This is a genomic window from Aliagarivorans marinus DSM 23064 (assembly GCF_000429485.1).
GTDB classification, from domain to species: domain Bacteria; phylum Pseudomonadota; class Gammaproteobacteria; order Enterobacterales; family Celerinatantimonadaceae; genus Aliagarivorans; species Aliagarivorans marinus.
Genome location: NZ_AUBY01000017.1, coordinates 37,552 through 61,228 on the forward strand (window position 1 = coordinate 37,552; position 23,677 = coordinate 61,228).

General features: G+C 55.1%; 18 protein-coding genes. 6 read left to right on the plus strand and 12 right to left on the minus strand.

All coding sequences use genetic code 11. The annotated features are described in order from the left end of the window. Positions 1 to 189 precede the first annotated feature (189 nt). Complete coding sequence (locus tag G461_RS0107810; protein WP_026971426.1) at positions 190 to 1,500, plus strand: glycerophosphodiester phosphodiesterase family protein; 1,311 nt, start codon at positions 190 to 192, stop codon at positions 1,498 to 1,500. Between the two features lie 352 nt (positions 1,501 to 1,852). Further along, positions 1,853 to 3,739, plus strand: coding sequence for a sensor domain-containing diguanylate cyclase (locus tag G461_RS0107815; RefSeq protein ID WP_169727239.1), 1,887 nt, complete (start codon positions 1,853 to 1,855; stop codon positions 3,737 to 3,739). A 53-nt stretch (positions 3,740 to 3,792) separates the two neighbouring features. Here the strand turns inward: G461_RS0107815 and G461_RS0107820 are convergent, their stop codons facing one another. Further along, positions 3,793 to 4,566, minus strand: a complete 774-nt coding sequence (locus G461_RS0107820) for an SDR family NAD(P)-dependent oxidoreductase (protein WP_026971428.1) — start codon at positions 4,564 to 4,566, stop codon at positions 3,793 to 3,795. A gap of 106 nt (positions 4,567 to 4,672) precedes the next feature. Between G461_RS0107820 and G461_RS0107825 the strand changes: the two genes are divergently transcribed. Next, positions 4,673 to 5,017: a winged helix-turn-helix transcriptional regulator gene (locus G461_RS0107825; RefSeq protein WP_026971429.1), complete on the plus strand. Its 345-nt coding sequence runs from the start codon at positions 4,673 to 4,675 to the stop codon at positions 5,015 to 5,017. An 82-nt stretch (positions 5,018 to 5,099) separates the two neighbouring features. Here the strand turns inward: G461_RS0107825 and srmL are convergent, their stop codons facing one another. From srmL to G461_RS0107855, 6 genes are all read right to left on the minus strand, one after another. Then, positions 5,100 to 6,233, minus strand: coding sequence for a PheS-related mystery ligase SrmL (gene srmL / locus G461_RS0107830; protein WP_026971430.1), 1,134 nt, complete (start codon positions 6,231 to 6,233; stop codon positions 5,100 to 5,102). 203 nt (positions 6,234 to 6,436) lie between these two features. Continuing rightward, positions 6,437 to 7,633: an ABC transporter substrate-binding protein gene (locus G461_RS0107835; protein ID WP_026971431.1), complete on the minus strand. Its 1,197-nt coding sequence runs from the start codon at positions 7,631 to 7,633 to the stop codon at positions 6,437 to 6,439. A 121-nt stretch (positions 7,634 to 7,754) separates the two neighbouring features. Further along, positions 7,755 to 9,224 carry an aldehyde dehydrogenase family protein gene (locus G461_RS0107840; protein ID WP_026971432.1) on the minus strand — a complete coding sequence of 490 codons (1,470 nt, stop codon included), beginning with the start codon at positions 9,222 to 9,224 and terminating at the stop codon, positions 7,755 to 7,757. Positions 9,225 to 9,283: 59 nt separating this feature from the next. Next, positions 9,284 to 10,057 (minus strand): enoyl-CoA hydratase/isomerase family protein, encoded by a 774-nt coding sequence (locus G461_RS0107845; RefSeq protein ID WP_026971433.1) that lies wholly within the window; start codon positions 10,055 to 10,057, stop codon positions 9,284 to 9,286. A gap of 3 nt (positions 10,058 to 10,060) precedes the next feature. Then, positions 10,061 to 11,194 carry a CaiB/BaiF CoA transferase family protein gene (locus G461_RS0107850; protein ID WP_026971434.1) on the minus strand — a complete coding sequence of 378 codons (1,134 nt, stop codon included), beginning with the start codon at positions 11,192 to 11,194 and terminating at the stop codon, positions 10,061 to 10,063. Continuing rightward, a complete protein-coding gene (locus G461_RS0107855; RefSeq protein ID WP_026971435.1) occupies positions 11,191 to 12,336 on the minus strand; it encodes a CaiB/BaiF CoA transferase family protein in 1,146 nt (381 codons plus the stop codon). The genes G461_RS0107850 and G461_RS0107855 overlap by 4 nt, the downstream gene beginning before the upstream one ends. Before the next feature lie 247 nt (positions 12,337 to 12,583). Here G461_RS0107855 and G461_RS0107865 point away from each other — a divergent pair, with 247 nt between their 5' ends. Further along, a complete protein-coding gene (locus G461_RS0107865; protein WP_026971436.1) occupies positions 12,584 to 13,366 on the plus strand; it encodes an IclR family transcriptional regulator in 783 nt (260 codons plus the stop codon). 101 nt (positions 13,367 to 13,467) lie between these two features. Here the strand turns inward: G461_RS0107865 and G461_RS0107870 are convergent, their stop codons facing one another. From G461_RS0107870 to G461_RS0107880, 3 genes are all read right to left on the minus strand, one after another. Next, positions 13,468 to 16,308, minus strand: a complete 2,841-nt coding sequence (locus G461_RS0107870) for a beta-galactosidase (RefSeq protein WP_026971437.1) — start codon at positions 16,306 to 16,308, stop codon at positions 13,468 to 13,470. A 105-nt stretch (positions 16,309 to 16,413) separates the two neighbouring features. After that, positions 16,414 to 16,815 (minus strand): cupin domain-containing protein, encoded by a 402-nt coding sequence (locus G461_RS0107875; RefSeq protein ID WP_026971438.1) that lies wholly within the window; start codon positions 16,813 to 16,815, stop codon positions 16,414 to 16,416. An 85-nt stretch (positions 16,816 to 16,900) separates the two neighbouring features. Beyond that, on the minus strand, positions 16,901 to 19,264 hold the full coding sequence (locus G461_RS0107880; protein ID WP_026971439.1) for a glycoside hydrolase family 2 protein: 2,364 nt from the start codon (positions 19,262 to 19,264) through the stop codon (positions 16,901 to 16,903). A 386-nt stretch (positions 19,265 to 19,650) separates the two neighbouring features. Here G461_RS0107880 and G461_RS0107885 point away from each other — a divergent pair, with 386 nt between their 5' ends. Continuing rightward, positions 19,651 to 21,186, plus strand: coding sequence for a S1 family serine peptidase (locus tag G461_RS0107885; protein WP_169727240.1), 1,536 nt, complete (start codon positions 19,651 to 19,653; stop codon positions 21,184 to 21,186). 55 nt (positions 21,187 to 21,241) lie between these two features. Here G461_RS0107885 and G461_RS0107890 read toward each other — a convergent pair whose 3' ends face one another. After that, the gene (locus G461_RS0107890) at positions 21,242 to 21,781 is read right to left on the minus strand and encodes a flavodoxin (RefSeq protein ID WP_026971441.1); all 540 of its coding nucleotides are present in this window, start codon (positions 21,779 to 21,781) and stop codon (positions 21,242 to 21,244) included. 255 nt (positions 21,782 to 22,036) lie between these two features. On the opposite strand from G461_RS0107890, the gene G461_RS0107895 reads away from it, so the two are divergent. After that, positions 22,037 to 22,327 carry a carboxymuconolactone decarboxylase family protein gene (locus G461_RS0107895; RefSeq protein ID WP_026971442.1) on the plus strand — a complete coding sequence of 97 codons (291 nt, stop codon included), beginning with the start codon at positions 22,037 to 22,039 and terminating at the stop codon, positions 22,325 to 22,327. A 46-nt stretch (positions 22,328 to 22,373) separates the two neighbouring features. On the opposite strand, the gene G461_RS0107900 is transcribed toward G461_RS0107895, so the two are convergent. After that, a complete protein-coding gene (locus tag G461_RS0107900) occupies positions 22,374 to 23,537 on the minus strand; it encodes an iron-containing alcohol dehydrogenase (RefSeq protein WP_026971443.1) in 1,164 nt (387 codons plus the stop codon). Positions 23,538 to 23,677: the final 140 nt, after the last annotated feature.

The following is a 23,677-nucleotide window of genomic DNA, read 5'->3' on the forward strand; positions in this document are numbered from 1 at the left end:
CCCGAGCAACTAGACAAGATTTTTTACAACTAGACAAGCTATAAGCCTAGGCTTTTATTGGCTTTTTTATCAGGTTTTAAACTTAGAATAGTTAGTCTAAACGTCACTATTTGGACATGTAAGTTACCTTTATTTGTCATTTTCGCCTCATAGATTGGAGCATCCCTAACTAAGCAAAGGAATGCTCCAATGAAGACCCCTCGTATGTTTGTCGGTGGCGCAGCCGCGCTACTGCTGTTGGCCGCTTGTGATGATGATACCGAGACCCGGATTGAAACCGTTGAAACACCGGTGATCGTGCAAGTACCCGCCGGTGCTGCCTTTAACGTTGAGCTTGGCCCTCGCCCTTATTATTTAGTCGATGACATGGATGAAGGCGCACTGAAAGATCAACTCGCTGCCTGCGCCGGCGGCCCGTTCTACAAAACCGATTTCTCCATTGGCCACCGTGGTGCGCCGCTGCAGTTCCCTGAGCATACCCGCGAATCCTATGAAGCCGCGGCGCGTATGGGAGCAGGGATCCTTGAGTGCGATGTGACCTTTACCAGCGATCAGGAGCTGGTATGTCGCCACTCGCAGTGCGATCTGCACACCACCACAAATATTCTGGCGATCCCTGAGCTGGCGGCGAAGTGCTCTGTGCCGTTTACCCCAGCCGACCCTGAGAGCGGTACTCCGGCTCAGGTTCAGTGCTGCACCTCAGACATCACCCTGGCGGAGTTCCGTACCCTGCAAGGTAAGATGGATGCGGCCAATCCAATGGGCACGACCATCGAAGAGTACATGGATGGCACCGCCGACTACCGTACCGACCTGTATGCCTCAAACGGTACCCTGATGACCCACGCAGAGAGCGTGGAGCTGTTTAAAACTCTGGGCGTGAAGATGACCCCGGAGCTGAAATCGCCCAGTGTCACCATGCCGTTTAATGGCTTTACCCAAGAAGATTACGCACAGAAGCTGATTGATGAGCTCAAGGCTGCCGGTGTGCCGGCCGAAGATGTTTATGCTCAATCGTTCAACCTGAACGATGTCCAATATTGGATTGGTGCCGAGCCGGAGTTTGGCAATCAAGCGGTGTATCTGGATGGTCGCTACAGCGACCCGGCGTTTGACCCCAGCGACTCATCAAGCTGGACCCCCAGCATGGAGCAACTGGTGGCCGATGGCGTGAAGATCATCGCACCGCCGCTGTGGGTACTGGTTGCTGAAGAGGGCGATGCGATCGTGCCGTCTGTCTATGCTACCGCAGCGCGCGAAGCTGGCTTGGATATCATCACCTGGACGCTAGAGCGCTCAGGCCGCCTGTCTGACGGCGGGCCGGATCAAAACGGTGGTTGGTATTATCAAACCATCGGTAACATCACCAATAACGACGGCGATGCCTTTGCCTTGCTCGATGTGCTGGCCAAAGATGTTGGCGTACTGGGCGTGTTCTCCGATTGGCCAGCCACCACCACCTACTACGCGAGCTGCATGCGCCTACCCGCGAGCTTATAGCCGCTAGCATGTAGCCGCAGTAACTGTAACGACTAAGCTACACACTCCCAACGCAAAGGCCCGCGACAAAAGACGGGCCTTTTGTTGCTACTCCCGCCTGAAAGCAAGTATTCACTTCGCTTGCGCGCGTTGCGTTTGATGTAATTTTGATAAATGGTTTAGTTTGTTGCTTTTTTCGACTAAGCTGGTCCCTTACTTTTATTAATCTGTGTCTTAACACATTTTGATTTGCGCCCGGGTTATGGGCGATTGTTAGCATCGGGGTATACGTATTCCCGATGTGGTTTACTTGTCACGGAAGACTATGAACACCCAAGGCTGCTTGACTGCTCGAACGCGATTGTTTTGTTGTTTGCTATTACTGATCTGCGCATCAGTTCGAGCTGAGCCTCCCTCCCTTGTCTCCGAGCTTTCTAGTTTTAGCTCTGCCAAGCATGGATTAACCGCCAAGCCGGAGCTTATCGAATCCGGCTGGTCCTATCACTGGGGAGATATTCCTCGAAGTGGCGACAATTGGGCTTTTGATGGTGAGCATTGGACGGCTGTTGCCGACCTTGGCTCACTGTCACAGCGGGGTGATGAAACCATCTTGTGGTTGCGTCTGGAGCTGCCCGCCAACCGTTGGCGCGACCCCTACATCTTTGCCAACAGCTTTGATTTGACCGCTCAAGTGTATGAGCAGGGCCAGCTAAGCTACCAGTTTGGTGAGTTTGATGAACAGGGTAACAGCCGCTTTGCGGGCTGGCCTTGGCACCTTATCCCGGTCAACCAGCTTGAGCCTACCACCTTGTACTTTCGAGTGTATTCCAACTACGCGTGGATCGGCTTGTCTGGTCCCTTGCTGATTGGCAACAAGGCCGATTTGTTGGCGCAGGTCTATCACCGCGGATTGTGGGGGCAGTTCTTTATTGGCGTCGTTGCCATTGTGGGCTTGTTGGTCACCCTGTTGGGCTTAATCAAACAAGAGCGCAGCGGGGCGCTATCGGCCGGCTTGTTGTCTACTAATCTCGCGTTGATGATGTTCGCGGAGAACGAGCTGGCTCAAGAAGTGGTCTACGCCCCCTTGGTGTGGCGCTATATCGCCGCCTTCAGCTACTTCTTGATTCCGGCGTTCCTATCTTGGGTGGTGGTGGCTTGGCTGAAGCTCAATCGTTCCCGCTTAGTGCGTGGCATTGCTCAGATCTCCCTGCTGTTTCCCGCTGGTGTGCTGTTTGCCACCTTGGTGTTTGATTACGTGTTTATCAACGCCTACCCGCTGTTCGATGGCCTGTTCATCGTGCTGGTATTGGGGCTGTTGGTGGCCAGCTGTCGCAAGGCCCTCAGTTGGTTGCGGCCGCTGCAAGCAGCGCGTGCAGCGTCGGACGAACCGGGGCTGAGTTGGGTCAAGCTGCCCGATGGCGGCGCCCAGCAGGTATTGGTGGTGTTTGGCATTGTGGTGCTGTTTGTCTCCTTGCTGCTGGATATGCTGAGCTCCCATGGCTTTATCACCTGGATTGGCCGCACCGGCCAGTGGGGACTGAGCCTGTTCTCGCTTACTCTACTTGGGGTATATCTGCTCAAAGATCTGCGACAGCAGCGACGCTTGCGCCGCCTGACCGCCTCACTGGAGGCGGAGGTAGAGCAACGCACCAAGGCGCTACGCTCCAGTGAGCAGCGACTCAAGCAACTGGCCCGAGAGGACTTCCTCACCAAGCTGCTAAACCGACGCGCCTTTATGGAGTTGGCCACCCGTCAAGTATCCACCTCGCTGCGTTACCACCAGCCCTTGTCGCTGCTGTTGTTTGATATCGACCACTTTAAACAGGTCAACGATCAATACGGTCACCCCACCGGCGATCAGGTACTCAAATCGATTGCTCAGGCGATCAAGCTGACCTGCCGACAAACCGACTTGCTCTGTCGCTATGGCGGTGAAGAGTTCGCTCTGTTGCTGCAGGCGTCCAAGCCAGAGCAGGCCAAGGTGCTGAGCGAGCGCCTACAAGAGGCGATCTGTGCGATTTCGGTGACCGGCCCGCATGGAGAAGAGATCAAGGTGACCGCCAGCTTTGGTTTGATCTACCTAACCCGCTACCAATGCGATGAGCAGAGCGTGAGCAAGCTAGATGCCGAGCAGCTGCTGCAGGAGCTGTTGGCCAAGGCGGATGATCTGATGTATCAGGTGAAAAGCGATGGCCGTAACGATATGCGCTTCGAGGTGATTACCAGCCCTTCGCTCAGTAAAACGGTGCAGAGCAGCTAGTCAGCCTTATCTTTTCTATGAAGATAAGGCTGTTTAGCTGAGATTGCGCAGGGCTAGTTTCTACCGGCGATCACGCCGCCATCCACATCCCAAATCGCCCCGGTGACCCAGCCTGTCTGCTCTTGCAGAAGGAACACGATGCTATTGGCAACGTCCTCTGGGGTGCCAATACGGCCGATGGGGTGGAAGCCATCGAAGCCTTGTAGCGCTTGGTCGAGCTCAGAGGGGTCGATAAAGGTCTCGTAGATCGGCGTTTTAACCACGGCAGGCGATACCGCGTTGACCCGGATATGGTCATCGGCCAGCTCCATTGCCATATGTTGGGTTAGCGCGTGCAAGCCCGCTTTCGCCATGGAGTAGGCCGACGAAGGGGTGGCCTTAATCGCTTGTTTCGCCCACATCGAGCCAATGTTGACCACCGAGCCACCGCCATGTTGGCGCATGTTCTTGGCGACTGCTTGAGTGATAAAGAAGGTGGCGCGGTTCAAGTCGGCGTAGATGTCGTAGTCTTGTTGGCTGTGCTCCAAGAACGGTTTGGGGTTGAAGTAACCGGCAGCGTTCACCAGGTATTGGATATGTCGCGGCTCTTGCTCAATCTGGCTGATCAGCACAGCGAGTTGTTGTGGCTCGTAAAGATCGACCTGTAGGGTTTCGACGGTGGCTTGGTTTGCCGCGCTGAGAGCCAGCTCAGTCTTGGCCTTGTCCAGTTTACTGGCATTCTTGCCAAGGATGATGGTGCTGGTGCCTTGGGCGACCAGTTGTTTGGCGGTTGCCAGGCCCATACCACTTGAGCCGCCAACGATTAATGCTACGCCTACACTATTCATGTTGTTTCTCCGGTCTATGTTAGTGTTCGAAGCCAACTTAGCGCTCGACGTGGAGCAAAAATAGTACGCACCTACTGGTAAGGTAGGTACTAATGGGTTCATCTTAATGAAAAATAACGAAATATTTTTGTCGAGAAAAATGCCGCCCAGCGACAGCGCGCGCATGGTGGAAGCCATCTTTGGCTGTAAATGGTCGCTGACGGTGTATCAGCTGCTGGCTCTTGGGGTGAACCGCCCCGGTGAGATGGTGCGCAGCGTGGATGGCTTGACCACCAAGGTGCTCAATCAATGCCTGCGCAGAAATGTCGAATTTGGCATTCTCAATCGGGTGTCATACAACGAGATCCCGCCTCGGGTGGAGTACCAAGTCACTGAGTTTGGCGAGAAGTTTATGCGTGTGGTGAGCGAGATTGAAGCGCTACAGAAGGATATCGACACCCAGTACCCATAGCGTGCCGCGTTGGCTAAGAGCGAAGCCCGGTGAAGGGCTCCGCGCTTTGTCGTTGTGTTCTCTCTTGCTTTACTTTCTCGATTTAAGACGGTTCCTTATCCATTGCCAGCTCCGCCACTGCGCCTTGATGCAGCAGTTGGTAGATCTCGTTGCGGATCAGATTGGCATCTTCCGCGGTTAGGGTCTGGTCCATATCCCGTATCACCAGTCGCAGCAGCAGGTTCTTCTGCTCAGGCCGGATGGCTAGGCGTGCTTTGGCAGGCTCTGGCAGTTGGTCATATGCGGTTTGCTGAACCACGGTGAGTGATTCAATCGATGACTGCCGTGGATAAGCGCACCGTATTCGATCGCCGATCTGCTCTTCATCCATCTCCATATCAACCACCAAGGATAGGTCGCGGGTAATTGCGGGCATCACCGACACTGCGCGATAGGGCTGTAGGTCGTGCATCTGCGCGAGTACCCGAGGATCGCGGCTTCGCAGCAGACGTATATCGGGGATGTCCTTGCTGATCATTAGCAGCCGATCCAGCCCCAGCCCCATTGCCAAGCCGCTATGATGCAGCAAACCCGCTTGCGCTAAGATGGTCGGGTGGATCAAGCCGCATTCGCCCACCTCAATCCAATCGCCTTGCCAATGCGCATCGATTTGCACGCCATCGGTGGTGTAGGGGTGGGGCGATGGGGTGATCCGCCACTCGGTGTGGGGGATCAATGTGTCCATCAGCGTGGCGATCATTTGATGGAGGTCGTCGAGGCTAGCCGCGCCCGCAGCTTGGTTATCGACTACCCGCCAAAGATCGAGCTGGTGGGGTTCGGCGCAGTGCAGGCGGTCGATACTGTCACGTCGATAGACCAGGCCGGGGATGACGATTAGTTGGTCTGCCCGGCTATCCCCCGCCATGCCCGCAAGGTAGTCAGGGATGGCACTGGAGGTCTGGGTGCGCAGGATATAGTGCTCAGTCACGTAACGGGTGTAGCGGGCGGCTCGCGCTGCGCCATCGCTGGGATAGTTAAGCCGATCGTAGTTGCTGCTAAGTGGCACCACTGGGCTGGCGCGAAGGATATGCAACGGGCACTGCCATCGCTGTTTGAGCGCCTCGGCGGCGGCTGTTACCAGTTGGCCCATCGCATGCTCTGGGGCCTGCAAGGGATCGCTGAGATCGACGATGGAAAGGGAAGCAACAAGTTGAGTTTGATTGAGTAAATTAAGCATACCTAGCTCCTGTTTAGATAATGGAGCGGAACATACAAAAATCCCCCGGGAAGAGGCCGGGGGATTTCCGCATTCAACACTGTCATCGTTTTACATCATATGACTAAGCCACCCGAGCCTTGAGGTTCCCGAGGGCACATAAATCGTGTCTGGTATGCGATTATCACTATGTTCATGAAATGACTATAAATTATCCACTTATGCTATGCAATAGTTGCTGCGGGTGCGTCGGCCCCTTCCGCTCGCGCCTTCTTAATCAGCTGATTCAGCTCAGCGACAAATGCCGCGTAATCGCTACGTTTGCTTTTCACAAACTCACGGATTAGCTCACCAGCATGGCCTTGGAACTCGATGTAGCCATTAAAGCGTGGGCGCATCGAGCCCAGCTCCAGGGTCTTTAGGGTATTGATAAAGAAGCCGTTGCTGTTGTCGTTGGTGTGCTGCGCGGTCCAGGCCGCTTTATGACCCGGCTGGCCAGCGTCGTCGAAGAACTGGGTCTTCTGGAACTCGGCAGCCACGGTCATCTGTACAAACTTGGCGGCGATCTCCGGGTGCTTACACTGTGAGGAGATCGACAGGCCAACCCCACCAATCATACTGCCGTTGGGCTTACCAGTGTCTGATGGCATATCGCTAAAGGTTGCCACGTGCTCAAGATAGCCTTCGCGGGCGTAGTTGGAGTAGCCGTATACCAGCGGGATATAGGCCACTTCGTCGCTGCTGCCCATCTTGTCCAGCATATTGATCGGGTCACAATCGAAGGACTCGGGGTGGGCCTTGTCCAGTAGCTGGATAAGTAGCTTCAGGGCTTGCTCTCCCACCGCTGGGTCGAGATCGGAGCCATCACTCCAGACGATCTCGCCGGAGATCTGTGAGCACAGTGAGTAGAAGCTGGAGTAGGCGTGTACCGGTACGAACGGCACGCCAATCACTGGCGCATCCGCACCTTCGGCAGCCAATGCGTCGATCAGCGCCAATACGTCACTCCAGGTGGTCGGCAGTGGCAGGGAGTATTTCTCTAACAGATCCTTGCGGTAGGCGGCGGTTTGCGCGGCTGCGTCGGCTGGTAAAGCCAGTTGGCGGCCTTCCCAGGTGTAGCTGGCAAAGCTCTGGCCTACGGAGTTTTGTTTTTGGTCTTCGATGAACTCCGCGGGCAGCAGGTTCTCAAGTGGCAGCAGCAAGTTTTGCTCATAGGCGACACCGATATGTGGGTGGTCGATCATGATGAAATCGTACTCGCTGGCTAGCTGGTCTAGCGGGAACAGTTCGAAATCGGCCAAGGAGCGGGCGTCCCAGCTGATCTCCACATCGGGATGCTGCTGTTTGAAGGTGGCCGATGCGGCAATAAGGGGTTTGACACCGCGGTCATGGGACCAGGTCATTCCTTTCAGTTTGATCATGTTTAATCCTGTCTATAAAAGGGCGTTGCATAAAAAAGGCGCCACAGGCGAACCCGTGACGCACTTTGCTACAAGGTGATCGTTGCGCCACGTCGCCTAAGGGCAACATGGCTGAGTCTTGTTAAGCGCTCGGTGCATCAAAGGCGAGGTAAACCGCGCGTTTTTGCAGATAGTTTTCGATACCGTAGATCCCATCTTCACCGCCGGTGCCGCTGCGCTTATGGCCAGAGTGGTAGCCCTGCACGTAACCGACGATCTGGCGGTTAACGAAGATGGTGCCCACTTCCATATTGCCAATGGCGTGCATTACCTTGCCGATGTCTTGGGTGTACAGGTACGACGACAAGCCATCTTCACGGTCGTTGGTGATATCCAGCGCTTCGAAGTAATCCTTAACCCGGATAATCGGCATGATTGGCGCGAACAGCTCCTCTTTAGCTACCGGCATATCGCGGGTCACATCGGTCAGTACCGTTGGCGCGTACCAGTTACCTTGGGCGAACTGGTCACCCTCTGGGCGGCCGCCGCCGAGTGCAACCTTGGCGCCCATCGCAACCGACTCTTCCAGCAGGCGATGTACTCGCTCAAGGCCTTGCGCGGTAACGCTTGGGCCCATGTCGATGCCATCTTTCATTGGGTCGCCCACAATCAGCTTGCTGGCCTTCTCGATAACCTTGGCGGTGAACTCGTCGGCAATCTCATCGGCAACCAACACCAGCTCGTTACAGATACACACTTGGCCACAGTTGGCGTAGCGCGAGATCACTGCCGCTTCAGCGGCTTTTTCCACATCGGCATCAGCCAGTACGATAAACGAGGCCTTGCCGCCCAGCTCCAGTACCAAGCCTGCAACGTTGTCGGCCGAAGAACGGTAGATGGCTTGGCCGGCCTGGGTGCTACCGGTCAGTGATACCAGGCGGGTGAGTGGGCTGGTGACCAACTGGGCGCTTACATCGATGCCCGCGCCGCTAACCAGGTTGATTACACCGGCTGGAATGCCCGCTTCTTCTACCGCTTTACAGAACTCAGAGGCGGTAACTGGGGTCGCTTCGTGGGCTTTCAGGATGATGCTGTTACCGGTGACCAGCGCAGGGCCTACCTTGCGGCCAATCAGCGCCAATGGATAGTTAAAGGCACATAAACCTAGGGTGACACCGTAGGGCACCTTGTGGATCCACAGCTGCTCGTTGGCGTTGTCTGAAGGGAAGATGTTGCCTTCCAGGCGGCGCGCCGCTTCAGCAGAGTAGGTCAGGTAGTTTAAGGTGTCGTCAAACTCGCCATAGGCCTGAGCCAAGGTTTTGCCCTGCTCCAGCACCAATAGCTTGGCGAAGTGATCGCGCTTAGGCTTGAGCACCTCAACCAGCTTGAGAATGTAGCGGCCACGCTCGATGGCCGGGTACTGCTGCCACGCCAGCTGGGCTGTGCGCGAGGTTTCCAGCGCCTGTTTTACGTCTTGCTCGGTGCAATCCGGTACGGTTGCCCACACCTCGGCATTGGCTGGGTTGCTCACCTCGAAGGTGGCGCCGTTGGCAGCATTGACCCACTCGCCGTTGATATAGCAAGGGTAGTGTTGGATAGATGGTTGGTTCATGTCTTGTTCCCTTATATCTTGTTCTGTTATCTCTCGGTTTGGGGTCTATTTGCCCTTGCCTATTTGCCTTGAAAGCGCGGTTCGCGTTTTTCGACGAATGCCAAGAAGCCCTCTTTGGCATCTTCGGTGTCATAGAGCGCATCACACAGCTGCTGCTCTACCTTGAGTCCTTCTGCCAGCGGCAGCGCTGCGCCTTGATAGACCGCTTGCTTGGTGGCTTTAAGCGCTAGCAGTGGGCCCTTGGCCACGCTTTGGGCATACTCCAAGGTTGCTTGGCTAAGCTGCTCGGCGGGGTAGACGCGGTTCACCAAGCCCATGTGCTCGGCCTGCTCAACGCTGAAGCTGTCGCCACTGGCCAACCACTCCAAGGCCTTGGCGACACCCACCAGACGGGTAAAGCGCTGGGTGCCACCATCGCCCGGCATTAGGCCTAGCTTGATCTCGGGCAGGCCGAAGCGATAACGCCCTTCGGCAACAAAGCGCAGGTCACAGGCTAAGGCAATCTCCAGGCCGCCACCGAGGGCGTGCCCGGCGATCTCGGCGATGACGAGCTTGCTGCAGTTATCCAGTGCGGCCAGGGTCTCGCGGGCCTTGTCCACCATCAGTTGGTTGTCGGCAGTGCTGTTGGCTTGGAACTCTTTGATATCTGCGCCAGCGCAGAAGAACTTCTCGCTGCTGGAGTTGATGATGATGCAGCCAACGTCGCCGTTGTCTTCCGCTTGATTGATCAGGGCCAGTAGCTGCTCAAAGAACGCCAGGTTGTAGGCATTGGCAGGGGGGCGGTTAAAGGTGATGATGGCAACCTTGCCCGCTACGCGATATTGCAATGTCATGGCTTAAGCCTCCTGCAGCTTGGCTTTAATTAACTCATTGTGCTCACCCAAGGTTGGGGCACCTTGGGCGGATGTGATCAGCTGGCCATCGAGGCGGATCGGGCAGCGGGTAGTCTGATAGCGCTCGCCTTGGCCGGTCACTACGGTTTGTACCATGTCCAGCACCTTAAAGCCGTCGTGCTCCAGCAGTTGCTGCCAGTCCAATACGTTGGCGCACCAGATATCGGCCGGCTCAAGGATGGCCAGCCAGTGCTCGGTGGTATTGGTAGCCAATAAATCGGCCAGTACCTGTTTGATCTCATCGCGCTTGGCAAACCACTCGCCACGGTCTTGGTAGACCCGCAGCGGATCGCTGTCGAGCAGCTCGGCCAAGGTGGAGATGGCACCCATCGCCAGCGCCAAGTAGCCATTGGTGGTGCGATACAGGCCGTAAGGGGCGGCAACCAGCGGGTGAGCGGGATTCACTTCGCCGCGGCTCAGCTCTTCGCCGTCTTGGTAGAACAGGGTCAGCGGTTCAAACTGGAAGTCGAGCATCGATTCGAGCATGCTCACCTGTACCAGTTTGGTTTCATCGCACAGCAGCGCTGCCAGAATGCCTTGGGCTAGCTGCGCGCCTGCCAGGATATCGGCCACTGCCACGCCCATCGGTACTGGGCCTTCGCTGTCGGCGCCAGTCATCCACAATGCCCCCGAAAGCGCCTGAACCAGCAGGTCTTGGCCAGGCTTATCGGCCCATGGACCGGTCGCGCCGTAGCCGCTGATCTCGGCATAGATGGCGTTAGGATTGATCGCCTGGATGCTTTCGAAATCCAGACCCAGACGCTGCATCACCCCCGGGCGGAAGTTGCTGACCACCACATCGGCCTGGCGGATCAGTTGCTTGACCAGCGCGAGATCGTCGGCGTCTTTCAGGTTTGCGCTCAGGCTTTGCTTACCGCGGTTAATTGCCTGATAGAACGCCGAGCTGCCTGCGATATCGATCTGCGAGGCGTAGATGCTGCGGCTTAGGTCGCCCTTTTGGTGATGTTCAACCTTAAGCACCTCTGCACCAAGGTCTGCCAGGCGCAGGGTCGCCGAAGGCGCGGAAAGAAATTGGCTAAAATCGAGGATCTTAATGCCGCTTAGTGGAAGGCTCATAGTCCAAACTCCTTCTCGATAACGGCGTTGCCACTGCCCAGAGCGGGAGCGCCTTTCTCAGATTTCAGCGCTTGCCCATTTAAACGGATGGGGCAGCGGGTGGTGGTAATGGCCACGCCCGGTTTGCGGGTGGCGCTCAGTTCCATATCCAGCGCTTTATAGGCCTCGCTGCTGGTCAGCTGTTGGTAGTTCAGCACCTCACTGGCCCAGAAATCCACCTTGGTCAGGCGGTCCTGCCAGTAGCTGGTCGGTTGCTGGATCAGGTAGTCGGCCAGCAGCTGTTTGATCTCGTCACGCTCGGCAAAGCAGCGGTCTTGATCTTCAAAGGCCGCTAATGCTGGGTACTCCAGTGCATCGGCCAATTTCTTCATACAGCCCATGGCGATGGCGATAAAGCCGTCGGCGGTTTGGTACACGCCATAGGGTGCGCCCAGATAGGGGTGGGCGTTGTTGCTAAGGCTGCGTTTCGGGGTTTGGTTGTCTAGGTTCAGGTGAGCGGTCAGGCCTTCGAACTGCATATCCAGAATCGATTCCAGCAGGCTAACCTCAACCTTCGCGCCTATGCCGCTACGCTTTTTGCGCACCAGTGCCGCCAAGATCCCTTGCGCTAAATGAGTGCCGCACATCATATCGGCCACCGCGACGCCAAAGGGAACCGGGGGCTGATCGCCTTCGCCGGAGTGCCATACCAAGCCAGAGAACGACTGTGCCAGCAAGTCTTGTCCGGGCTTGTCGCGCCATGGGCCAACCTTGCCGTAGCCGCTGACTTCGGCGTAAACGATGCCGGGGTTGATGGCTTTTACCGTGTCATAGTCCAGACCGATGCGGTCCATGATGCCGGGGCGGAAGTTGTGGGTGAGCACGTCTGCCTGTGCCACCAGTTTTTTCACTCGCGCTAGATCCTCAGGATCCTTCAAGTTGGCAGCAAACGACTCTTTGTTGCGGTTGATGGTGTGGAACAGCACGCTGTCGCCGTCGGCCCACATGTTTTTGGTGGCTAACTGACGACAGGCATCGCCCCATTTCGGGCGCTCAACCTTGATCACGCGAGCGCCCAGATCGGCCAAACGCAGACCTGCGTAAGGGCCTGCCAGGTATTGGCTGAACTCGAGAACGGTGAGTCCTTCTAATGGCAGCTTCATAGGGTGTTACCCCGCGATGCAGTCGCTGAATGGGTCAGCTTAGCCAGCAGTACTTCCTGGTTGCCGCTGTTGGTGAGGCGACTCCAGACCATGCTTTTAAGTATTTCCATATTCATTCACATAGGTATATCTGATTTGTATATAAATATGAATATGGTATTTGTATATAAATGTCAATCGGATTTTCGTATGATTAAGCAACACTGTTAAGATGTTCAAAAAACCAAATAGGTAAGAAGGTAGAAAGATGACAACGACGGAGAGTAGTGCGTCGAAGAAATATGCGGTTCCAGCATTGGAGAAGGGATTGGATGTGCTGGAGTTTCTGGTTACGCAGGAGCTACCCCGTTCGCAAACCGAGATCGCCGCCGCCCTCGGACGCAGCCCGAACGAGATCTATCGGGTACTGGTGAGTCTGGAAGGGCGAGGCTATCTGCTCAGAGATGAGCTATCAGGCAAATACCAAGCGACGCTGAAGATCTACAACCTGTCACGACGGATTTCTCCCATCGATAAGATGCGCCAATGCGCACTCCCCCACATGGAAGACTTGGCATTTTCCAGCGGCCACTCTTGCCACCTGTGCATGCTCTACCAGAGTCAGACCATGGTGATTGTGCATGCGCGCAGCCACGGGCCGGTGTCGATTAGCATTGCTGAGGGCTCGCTGTTCTCTACCACCGCCACCACCTCCGGTCGGGTATTGCTGGCCAACAGCAACCCGGAAGTACGCGATATGATTCTGGAGCGCGATGAGCACTTCACCAAGCTCAGCAAAACCGGCCAGAAGGCCTTGTTAGACCAGCTTAGCGAGATCCGCGAGCAGGGCTACCACACCGCCGACAGTGAGTTTACCGAAGGGGTGTGTGATACCGCGGTTCTAGTAGGCGAACCGGAAGGCTTTATTATTGCGTCACTGGCGGTGTCGTCGCTCAATACCCATATTGGTGGCCCAACGGTCGACCAGCAGCAGATGATTGAGTTGCTGACCCAAACCGCCAACAAGATTGCCAGCCAATTGGGTTGCTAGTGCAGCATGCCTGATTAGCGCCTGCTGCAACAAGTATTTTCAAGCAACAACAAAAGCAGGGCCAAGTGGCCCTGCTTTTTTAGTGGATGACGCTTAGCTAGTTACTTACCGAAGCGGTTTGGATAAAGCTCGCGGTTAAACTGCTTGGCGGCTTCTACCAACTCGGTGTAAGGGCGGTCGGCCACGGTCACAAAGCCCACGTTGTAGTTCTCGCCATCCCAGGCACGCCCGGTGGCTGGAGAGTCGGCATACTGGAACCAATGAGCGCCTACAAAGTAGGGGTTATCTACAATGCTTTGCATGTAGTTCACGTACTTGTCGGCGCGCTCTTGTTGGTTAGCCGCTGACACAATACCACCGTGGAACAGGCCCGAATCGAGCGAGCCAAAGTGGAACTCACCGATGATACTTGGACGATCCAGTTCAGGCAGCAGGCTCCAGTCGCCTTTTGACTCTAGGTCGTTGGCGTACAGGTTGTAGCTCATCACATCTACGTAAGGCGCTGCGCCGCGTAGCACTTCTGGGGTTTGTCCCCAGTCGGCGAAACGTGAGCCCATGTACATATGGTTGGGCAATACCCGCTTCACTTCTGCCTGGACAATCGAGAAGTATTGCTCGGAGATCATCTGCAAGATGTCGCCGTAATCCTTCTTCTGACCTGCGCTCAGGCGGCCGCGGTAGTCGTAAGACTCGGCAAACTCATCCCACGACTGTACATCGCTGCCCCAGGCATCGTTCAGTGCTGCTACGGTTTGGTACTTCTCTTTGAAGTGCTTAACCAGCACCGCTTTCACCGGGCTCTCTTCGGCGTCATAGCTTAGGGCGCTAATGGCGATACCGTAATGGCTGGCTTCGTTGGTGGTGTTACCCCAGCTCATCTCGTTATCCATAAACACACCGATCAGCCATGGGTCGTTTACGTCAACCGTTGACGCAACTTCCTCGGCGGTCTTACGTGCTTCTTCTTTGAAGATTGGATCGAAGGGGTCTGGGATTGGCCACCAGTAGTCGTTACCGCTACTGATCCGCGCCATCTCGTCGCGACCGTGGATCCAGCCGTGAGCCACGTAGGCCACCCGCTCATTGTTAAACAAGCGTGGGTCGGCCCAGTTACCCAGTGAGGTAAAGCCCCAGTCAACCATGCGGTCGATGGCCACTTCGTCCCAGGTCGCCAGTGCTTCGCTACCACTTTGTGACTGGTACTTACGCATCACGTTGGCTTTGTAGAAGCTGATCACTTCACCTTTCTCCATCGCCCCTTTGTGTACATAAGGTACGTGGTCGTAGGCATCGGCTAGCACGTCGTCGTACTCGGGCAGCCACTCGAACATGTTGTGGCGCAGCTCTGAGCCCACTTGTGGGTTGCTGCGGGTGGCAGGGGTGTCGTAGTCCACACCGGTGATGGTGTAGGTATCGACCATGCGGATGTTATCGACACCGGTCATGATGAACAGGTGGCCCTCTGGGTCGACCATGGCCCACTGTCCATCGACTTTTTCGGCTCGGAAGAAGCCGGTGGCTTCTAATTTAGGTCCTTCAGCCCAGCCGCCAAACTTGCTGCGATCCGCCATTGGTTTGGCCTTGCCGAGGTTTTCCAGCTCAGGTTTGGCATCGGCGACTAGCTCTCCCACATCGTGGACTTTCAGATCCCACTCGGCACCGGTGAACTGGCCGAACTCATCCAAGATGCCGGCGAAGCGGCTGGCGTCGGAGGCCAGGTTTGGCACCAGGCGCATCTCGTCGATGATGATGCGGTGCTCTTTGGTGGGCTGCATCAAGAACAGCTGGATGGTGTAGATGCTATCCAGGTTCAGGCTCGATTCACCCCATGAGTAGGAGATCGGCTTGGCGTTGTAGCCCGCTTTAGGCGGCTCGCCACGCATGCCGGTTTCGAAGTTATCTTCGGTTTGCTCCAGCGCCATGTAGTAGGTGCTGGTGGAATTGGGCGCCAAGGTCATGTAGCCAACCATGGAGTTGTTTGCACCATCGGCGGTGCCACCCCATTCGTTGTGCTCGTCTTGGTCAACCCGCACGTAGATCTGCAGTGCTTCGTCGGTGGGGTTCTCGATATCGAAGCCCAGGTTGAAGTCGCCTTTGTCTGACCAGTCCCATGGCTCTGGCAAGCGGAAGGCCACGTTCGGGTAGTCCGACGCTGTGGTGAAGGTGACGTCAAGGCCTTTCGAGTCGCCGCGCTCAACCAGCTTAATGTCGCTGAAGAAGGTGCGATCAGGCGCGTAGGCAGTGTTGTTCACAAAATCGCTGATCGACTCGATGGTTGGGATTGGGCCGGCGTCGACCACTTCGGCTTTTTGCGCAATAAAGTCACCGGTGGCACCAAACAGTTCCAGGTTCTCCAGAATCGCGGTTTGCTCATCGATAGGGCCTTGTACGTAGACCTGGAACTCGGAGATCTTGCTTAAGTCGAGGCTCGCGCCGCCCCAGTAACCGGGCATCTGGCGCGTGGCGCCATCGAACACCATCTCAATGGTATCGGTGGTGTTAGGGTTGATCACGGTGGCGAAGTTGATGGCATTATCGGGAGAGCCTGCAACGCCTACGTTGTCGGCAATCTTGAAGATAATGCTCAGCGGGGTATCGCTGGGGTTGGTGACATCAACGGTAAAGCCGCCCTTGGTGTTCCAGTTCCAGGTTCCTGACTCCGGGCCAAAGCGCACATGCGGCCAATACACGTACTTGTTGGCGTCGCTCACGGCTTCGAAGTCGACTTGCAGGGCATCGCCATCGATCAGCTGACTGCTGGCGTGGCTGGAGATCAAACGTCCGAACACATCGGCGAAGTCATAGCTGACCTCTGCGTCTTGGGTACTCGCCTGAGCCTGCGGCGCAGTGCTCTCTGCCGAAGCAGTGTCGGTGGTGGTACCGCAGCCATAGGTGCCAGCAAGGATCGCCGACATCAGCAAGGCCAATTGCGTCTTTCTCATGGGTATTTCCTTATCTCTGATAGTCGAATCTGTTTCAAGATGATGCCTGAATGAAACGCTATCTAGTTGGTTTTATTGTATTTCTATTGTTTTTCTATGGTTTTTCTAGCTATCGCGTTTAACAAACAACAGTTCACAGCCGCCAGCATCGCTTATCCAACCATGCGGTGTGCTGGCCTCAAAGGTGATGTAGTCGCCGGCCTGATAGGCGACGCCCGGACCTTTCTGTTCGCTGTGACTGCCGCTAAACAAGGTGCCTGCACCCGATGCGACATAGGCCAGCCACTTGTCATCAGAGCTATGGATGGGGAACTCAACCGCTTGTTCGCTCATCTCGAGCTTGAGTAGGGTGACGCCCATATCCTCGACCACTCGCACCTTCCAACCGGCTAATGGCGCTGGGGTGCCATCGGCCTGAGGGAGCTCAATGGGAGCCGCTGTTGCCAATGGGGTCTCGGTTAGCTCGCTACCCTCGGCTGTGGCGCGCATCACGATGTGTTTTGCCATTCGTCTCTCCTTTTTGCTTAGACAAGTTGCTTAGACAAGATCAACAAAAAGCCGGAGAACATAGGATCTCCGGCTGATTTTCGGCTTAGTGGTTTTCCCACATCTCCGGCCAGTAACGGTAGACACAGTGGCCATGCTTATCGAGCTTGGCTTGCGCTTCCGCCAGATACTCCAGGCTCTTCTGCTTGGCTTGTGCCTGATCGCCCACCAACAGTACGTAGTGGTTGTTGCTTAGCTCTTCGCCATCGGCTGATTTGAGGCTTAGGCGAACTTCGAACTGACCTTCAGCATCTGCAGGTAGCTGCCAGTCGATGGCACCAAACTGCTCGGCACTGTCGATGGCAACATCGGCGCTCACTTTGCCTTCTGCCACAGGCTTGCCTTGGTACTCAACCTGCCACTCCAGACTCAGGCCGTCATAGCCATGCTGGTAATCGTTGATGATCCACAGGCCGCCGTTGAAGGCTTCACCGGCTGACCAGCGGCGCTTGTCAAAGTGCAGGCTAGGCAGCAATGGCTGATAGGTGCGCTTGAGCCAGTCGAAGGCAATCTTCTTCTCGCCGTAGAAGTCCACCACACCCCATTTGATGTCTGGCACGTGGGTGATGAAGTGACACAGCGCCACACCGCTCATCTTCGGCTTACGGCGGCGGTAGGTTTCCAGCGCGAACTGGATCACCGTGCCTTGGGCGATTTGAGTGGCTTCCACAAACTCTTCCAGCGAGCCCATGCGATAGTCACCGAACACCTCGTAGTTGAGGTTGATCAGGATGTCGATGTCGGCCCAGTGGTAAGCCCAGCTTGGGCCCATTGGCCATAGCTCATCTTCAGGGATGAATTTCTTCAGGCTGTCGATGCTCGGTGCAGAGGCTGCGGTTAGCTCAGGGATAATCGCGCAGTCCAGAGCCGGGTAGTACTCTTCCATAAACTCTGCGCCGCCTTGGTAGTAGTGCTCGTTGGCGTGCATTGATTCATGCGGCTTGAAGCCCATGTTGATCGCAGACTCAGAGCTCAGTGGCGAGGCCAGGCCGTAAGGTACGTTGGTGTACTTGTTGACCGACTTGCCAATCACTTCCATTAGCGCCTTGTTGCCACTCTCTTCGTGAGCACCAGAGAAGAATACTTCCTCACCGCCCATCCAGAAGATCTGTGACGGATGGTTACGGCGTTGCTTCACGGTCTCCACACACTCGTGTAGTACCCCTTCGATAAACTCAGGGTCTTTCGGGTAGGCCTGGGTGGCCAGGGTGAAGTTGGTCCAAACGGTAATACCCAGCTCATCACAGATGCGGTAGAAGTCTGGGATCTCTGGTGGGTGCCAGCCGAAGATACGCAGGTTGTTGATGTTGGCTTCTTTCACCATCTCTAGGCGATCTTCGTATTTCTTCAGGCTGTTTTGGCCGTACAGGAACGAAGGCTGACCGCCCCAACAGGCGCTACGCAGGAAGTGGCGCTTGCCGTTGATTACAAAGGTCCATGGGAACTCGTTGTCGTCGCGGGTGTAGCCTGGGTTGAAGTCCATTTGTACTTCACGCAGACCGATGCGCTCGCTCTTGGCATCCAAAGACACTGCGCCATCGACCAGCTCAATGCTGAAGTCATACAGGTTTTGCTCGCCCATATCCCACGGCCACCATAGCTTGGCGTCCTCTACCACCATGTTTAGCTCAAGCTTGTTGCTGCCCGGTTGCAGGCTAACGCTCTGGCTCACTTGGGTTTGTTCGGTGTCGCAGTTAGCGCCTTGGGCCTTAGCCACCAGGGTAACTTGCTTCACTTGTTGGCTGTGGTTCACCACTTCAGCGGTCGCGGCGATGGTTGCTTGCTGCTCACTTTGCACGGTGATGTCGGTGCGGATGTTGTCCACGCGCACTTGCTCGGTAGCTTCCACTTTAACTGGACGCCAGATACCAAATGGAACCAGACCTGAGAAGTAGTCACCGGAGAAGTTCACCTTCTTACCACCACAGTTGCGGTAGTTCTTCGGTGGCGGATCCAGCTTCACCATCAGCATGTTGGAGCCATCACGCCAGTCTTCAAAGCTGGCCACTTCCGAGATGTCGAACTCAAACTCAGAGAACATGCCTTCGTGGCGACCCAGGTGATGGCCGTTTAGCCATACGTCACAGCTGTAGTCGACACCTTCGAAGATCAGGCGGATTTTCTTGCCCTGCATGGTTTTTGGCAGCTCAAAGCGACGGCTGTACCACCACTCATACTCCGCCACCCACTTGGCACGGTGCATATTGCGGCCAAAGTAAGGGTCATCGATTTCGTTACAGCGGTGCAGGTCGGTATAGACATCGCCCGGTACCGCGCCAAAGTTCCAGCTGAAGTGGGTGCCCTGATACTCAGCAGGTAGCAGATGCAGCCCTTCTTTTACACCTTGGCCGGGGCGCATGCGCTCCATCTGCCAGCGGTAGCCACTTAAATCCAGAATTTCACGAGACATTACAAATACACTTCCTTCTTGTTTGTATGTGAATAAGATATTCATATAGGAATTTCTTTGCAACGTGCTTCGATGAAGATCTGTGTAGCGAATCACAGTTTTGGTTTGCTAACTTCGATTATTGGTAAACCAGTTTCGCTACGTACGTCGAGGTTTAACAACAGGTCTGACTCTGCATGCATTGAAGAGAATGTGTAGTTAGCGTGATAGATGTTTGAAAACTCATTATAAGCGTATGTTTTTGCTGTGTATTTATTGAGCGACTTCGGCATTAGCGCGATGATGGGATAAAAAATAACTCATTACACATTAGGGAAAATGCGATGACACAATCTATTAGGCGGCTATGTTGGTTACTTGTGGCTTTCTTGCCATGCGCTCATGCTGTGGTAGGAGGACAAACGGAGAAAGACCTGGATTGGCCATTTCTCGGCAGTATTCGTTCATTAACTTCCAGTGCGGTGTTACCCCAGCACGATTGTGGTGGCACATACTTGGGCAATGGCTACTTTCTCACAGCAGCACATTGCGCTAATCGCCAGCCTGACTGGACCCGGGTTTGCTTAGGGCATAGTGGGGCTGCTGTTAGAAACAACTGCTACCCAGTAAGCGAGATCATACGCCACCCCGATTACAGCTCTTCGCACAGCTATCAGTTGGATGTTGCCTTGTTCAGATTAGAAGGGGTGAGCGATAACTATCCCCACGCTCTGCTACCGACGACGGCACAAGACGCGCAGTTTAACCCCAACACGCAGTTGCGCATTCTAGGGCTGGGTGTCACCGACTATTCGGATATTAATTACAGCAACCCGGCATTCCAACTGCAAGGTGTGGCGATGCCCTTGATTGATATCGATACCTGCCAACAGCGCATCGGTGGTGCGATGCCGGTGGATGATCGCCACTTTCTATGTGCGGGCAGCTCGTCCCATGGTCCAGCGATGGGAGACAGCGGCACGGGAGCCTTTGTATGGCTAGCCAATCAGCCGGTGTTGGCTGGTTTGGTTTCTCACGGTTACAACTACACCGGGGTGTTTACGCGTATTGAGCCCTACACGGCATGGATTCGAGATCACATGCAGGATGCGCTCGGCGAGTTAGTGGTGCCAGAGCGGCTTAGCTGGGCTCAAGATAGTGAAGGCCAGCTAACGGGTGTGCTTCGTTTGACGAATCTGACTGAGCAGGCCTTGGACTTGGAGAATGTTTGGCTAGCGGATGAGGAGCAGTTTCAAGTGACAGCGACGACCTGTGATCAGATTGCTGCGGGTGGCAGTTGCCAGCTTGAGCTTCAGGCTGACATGCAGGGACAAACACAGGCGCAATCGCTGATTCAGCTGCAATATTCGGGCGTGACTTACCAAACTGAGCTACAGGTGTTCGCCTTGTCGACTGAGCAAGGCAAGCTGGTTGCGGGTGATGACCAATGGCAGCACGGCGACGACGGTGAGTTAGCCACCAGTGCTGATGGCTTGGCTAAACAGATGTATCTTTACCAAGCGAATGAACAGGCTGGCTATCTGGTCTTGTCTGGCAAGCTGCAAGGCTTTAGTGGAGAAGACAGTTTGCAGTTAATGGCGGGCTCTCAACTGCTTACTCAGTTTAGTGGTCGCTGCGAGTTTGAGTCGTTCGCGCTGCCAATCGAGGCGGGTAAGCCATTGCTTGTTAAGTATTTGGCTGGGCATCAAGGGCTAGAGCCCGAGGCGGGGTATCTTCGTTTAGATAGGCTTAGTTTTCACCCTGCAGGCCAAGAGTTACCAGCACCTCGACTGCGTTGTGACTATGTTGATGCGTCCACGCAATCGGATAGCGCCAGAGAGGACTCCACCGGAGGCGGTGGTGGCAGCTCAGGGCTTGGTCTGATAGCTCTGCTGCTACTAATGCGAGCATATCGAGTAAAGCTCGTGCGCTTAGCTAGCTAAACTAAAAAGGGAGGTTCAGGCCGATTCAGGAGCCGCACCTGAACCTCCAAGTTTGTTACCAAGCCATCTCAGCGGCGATCTGCTCCAGCCACGCTGCAATACGCTGCTCATGCATATCGTTCTGGTTGTCGTTATCCAGCACCAGACCGGCAAACTTGTCGTTCTCCAACAGCGCAGCCGAGCTATTAAAGGTGTAACCCTCGCTGGGCCACTCGCCGACCAGATCGGCGCCAGCTTCCGCCATTAGGTCGTACAGCTCACCCAAGCCATCGACAAACTCATCGGCGTAGTTGACCTGATCGCCCAGACCAAACAGGGCAACCTTTTTGCCGGCGAAATCCGCTTCTTCCAGGTTAGGAGAAAACTCCTCCCAGCTCTCTTCCTGACAATCGGCTGACATACCCGGTAGCTGGCCTTCGCCCAGCGTTGGCGTGCCGAGGATCAGGTAGTCGTAGCCCAACAGTGTATCGATGCTGGCGCGGTTAATGTTAAGTGGCTTATCGGCCACGTCCTCGCCCAGGGCGCGGAAGATCTGCTTGGCGATCTTGCGGGTGGTACCCGTATCGGTACCAAAGAAAATGCCTACCTTGCTCATAATGTTACTCCCTTATCGTGTTCTGGCGCTTGCCTTGCCACCGCTAGATAGCTGGCCAATATGGATGCCTTGTGTCGCGATTGTGCGCAATTGCTACTGAGTTTATCTACTACGTTTATCTACCTCACAGCAATCCTTATGCCGTAAGTTAATGTGAGTAAAATCAAAGCGTTATTTTCTTTTGCGCGTAGTCTTGTCGTAAATGCAACAGAGATTGTTCTGTTTGCTCGCCAACAATACTGATAAGGAACCGCCATGTTAGGAAAGCACCAAGCCGCTTATGAGCAGTTTTACCATTCCACTCATGAGAACGACCATTTAGATAGCAAGACTGAGTTGCTGGTGGGGCTGGCCGCGGCCATGGCGATGAACTGTCAGCCCTGTACTCGCTATTATTTGCATCAAGCGAAACAGGCCGGGATTACTAAAGGTGAGGTCACCGATGTTACCGCCAAGGTGATGGCGGTGGCGGCTGGGCAAAAGAAGCTGCAGATGCAGGAGGTATTGCAGCATTACAAGATCGATCTAGAGCGCTTTGAAGGCTAAGTGAGCCTTGCAGGCAGGAGTGGCCCCTGCCTGCCGTTTAAGAGGGCTACGCAGCCTTGGTGGTACCAGCATTTTTGCCGAAGAAGGCATCCAGATAGATCTGTTTTATATCGGCCACACTTGGGGTGCCCGGGTTGGTGAGGGTGCATGGGTCATTGAAGGCGTTGTCGCTCATGCGATCGAGTACCGCCATAAACTGTTCTTCGCTGATATCCACCTCGCTGATCTCTTTAAAGGTCAGAGGGATGTCCAGTTTGCCATTGAGCGCGCGCAGCTCATCTTCGATGGCGCCTATGCCCAGATAGCGCTCCATCTCCGCATACTTGTCGGTGGACTGCTTGTTGTACTCCACGATGAAGGGCAGCAAGATGGCGTTGGCCAAGCCATGGGTCACCCCAAACTCGCCACCAATCTTATGCGCCAGTGAGTGCACCAAGCCCAGCGACACGTTAGAGAAGGCCATACCCGCGAGTGTCGAGGCATTATGCATCTTGTCTCTGGCCAGCATATCAGCGCCGTTGCTATAGGCGGTCTCGATGTTTTCCAGCACTAACTTAGTTGCGCGCATTGCGAGCGGGTCTGAGTAGTCATTGGCAGCGATAGAGACAAAGGCTTCTAAAGCATGCGCCATCACATCCATACCGGTGTTAGCGGTGATATGGGGCGGCATCTTAGCGGGCAGGGCCGGGTCGATAATCGCTACATCGGGCACAATATGGGCCGAGACAATGGGGTACTTAATATGGTTTTCGGTATCGGTGATCACGGAGAAGGCGGTGATCTCGGAGGCGGTACCGCTGGTGGACGGAATGGCCACAAACTTGGCCTTGTTGCGCAGCGCGGGCATGGCGGCTACCGGAATAATGTCTTCAAAGCTAAGCTCTGGATGCTCGTAGAAGCACCACATCACCTTGGCTGCATCCAGCGCAGAACCGCCGCCGATGGCAACGATCCAATCTGGCTGGAAGTCGCGCATGGCTTGGGCGCCTTTAAGCACCGTATCCACCGAAGGGTTAGGCTCTACGCCGTCAAACACCTGCGAGTCGATGCCGCCCTCTTTGAGTAAGCTCTGGGTCTGCTCGATAAAACCGAAGCGCTTCATCGACTGCCCGCCGGTGACAATAAGCGCCTTGCTGCCTTGCAGGCCCTTGAGCGCCGATAGGGCGTCTTCACCAAAATAGATACTCTCTGGGATCTTGAATGTATTCACTGTGTTCCTCCTTGTACAATAACCACATAAAAAATAGTGGAATATTTGTACACCAAAATGCCTATAGTGGTCTACCACTTGCTGGGTTTATCCCACTGTGTGGTACTTAAGATGTCAAAGAGGATGGTAATGAAACGAAC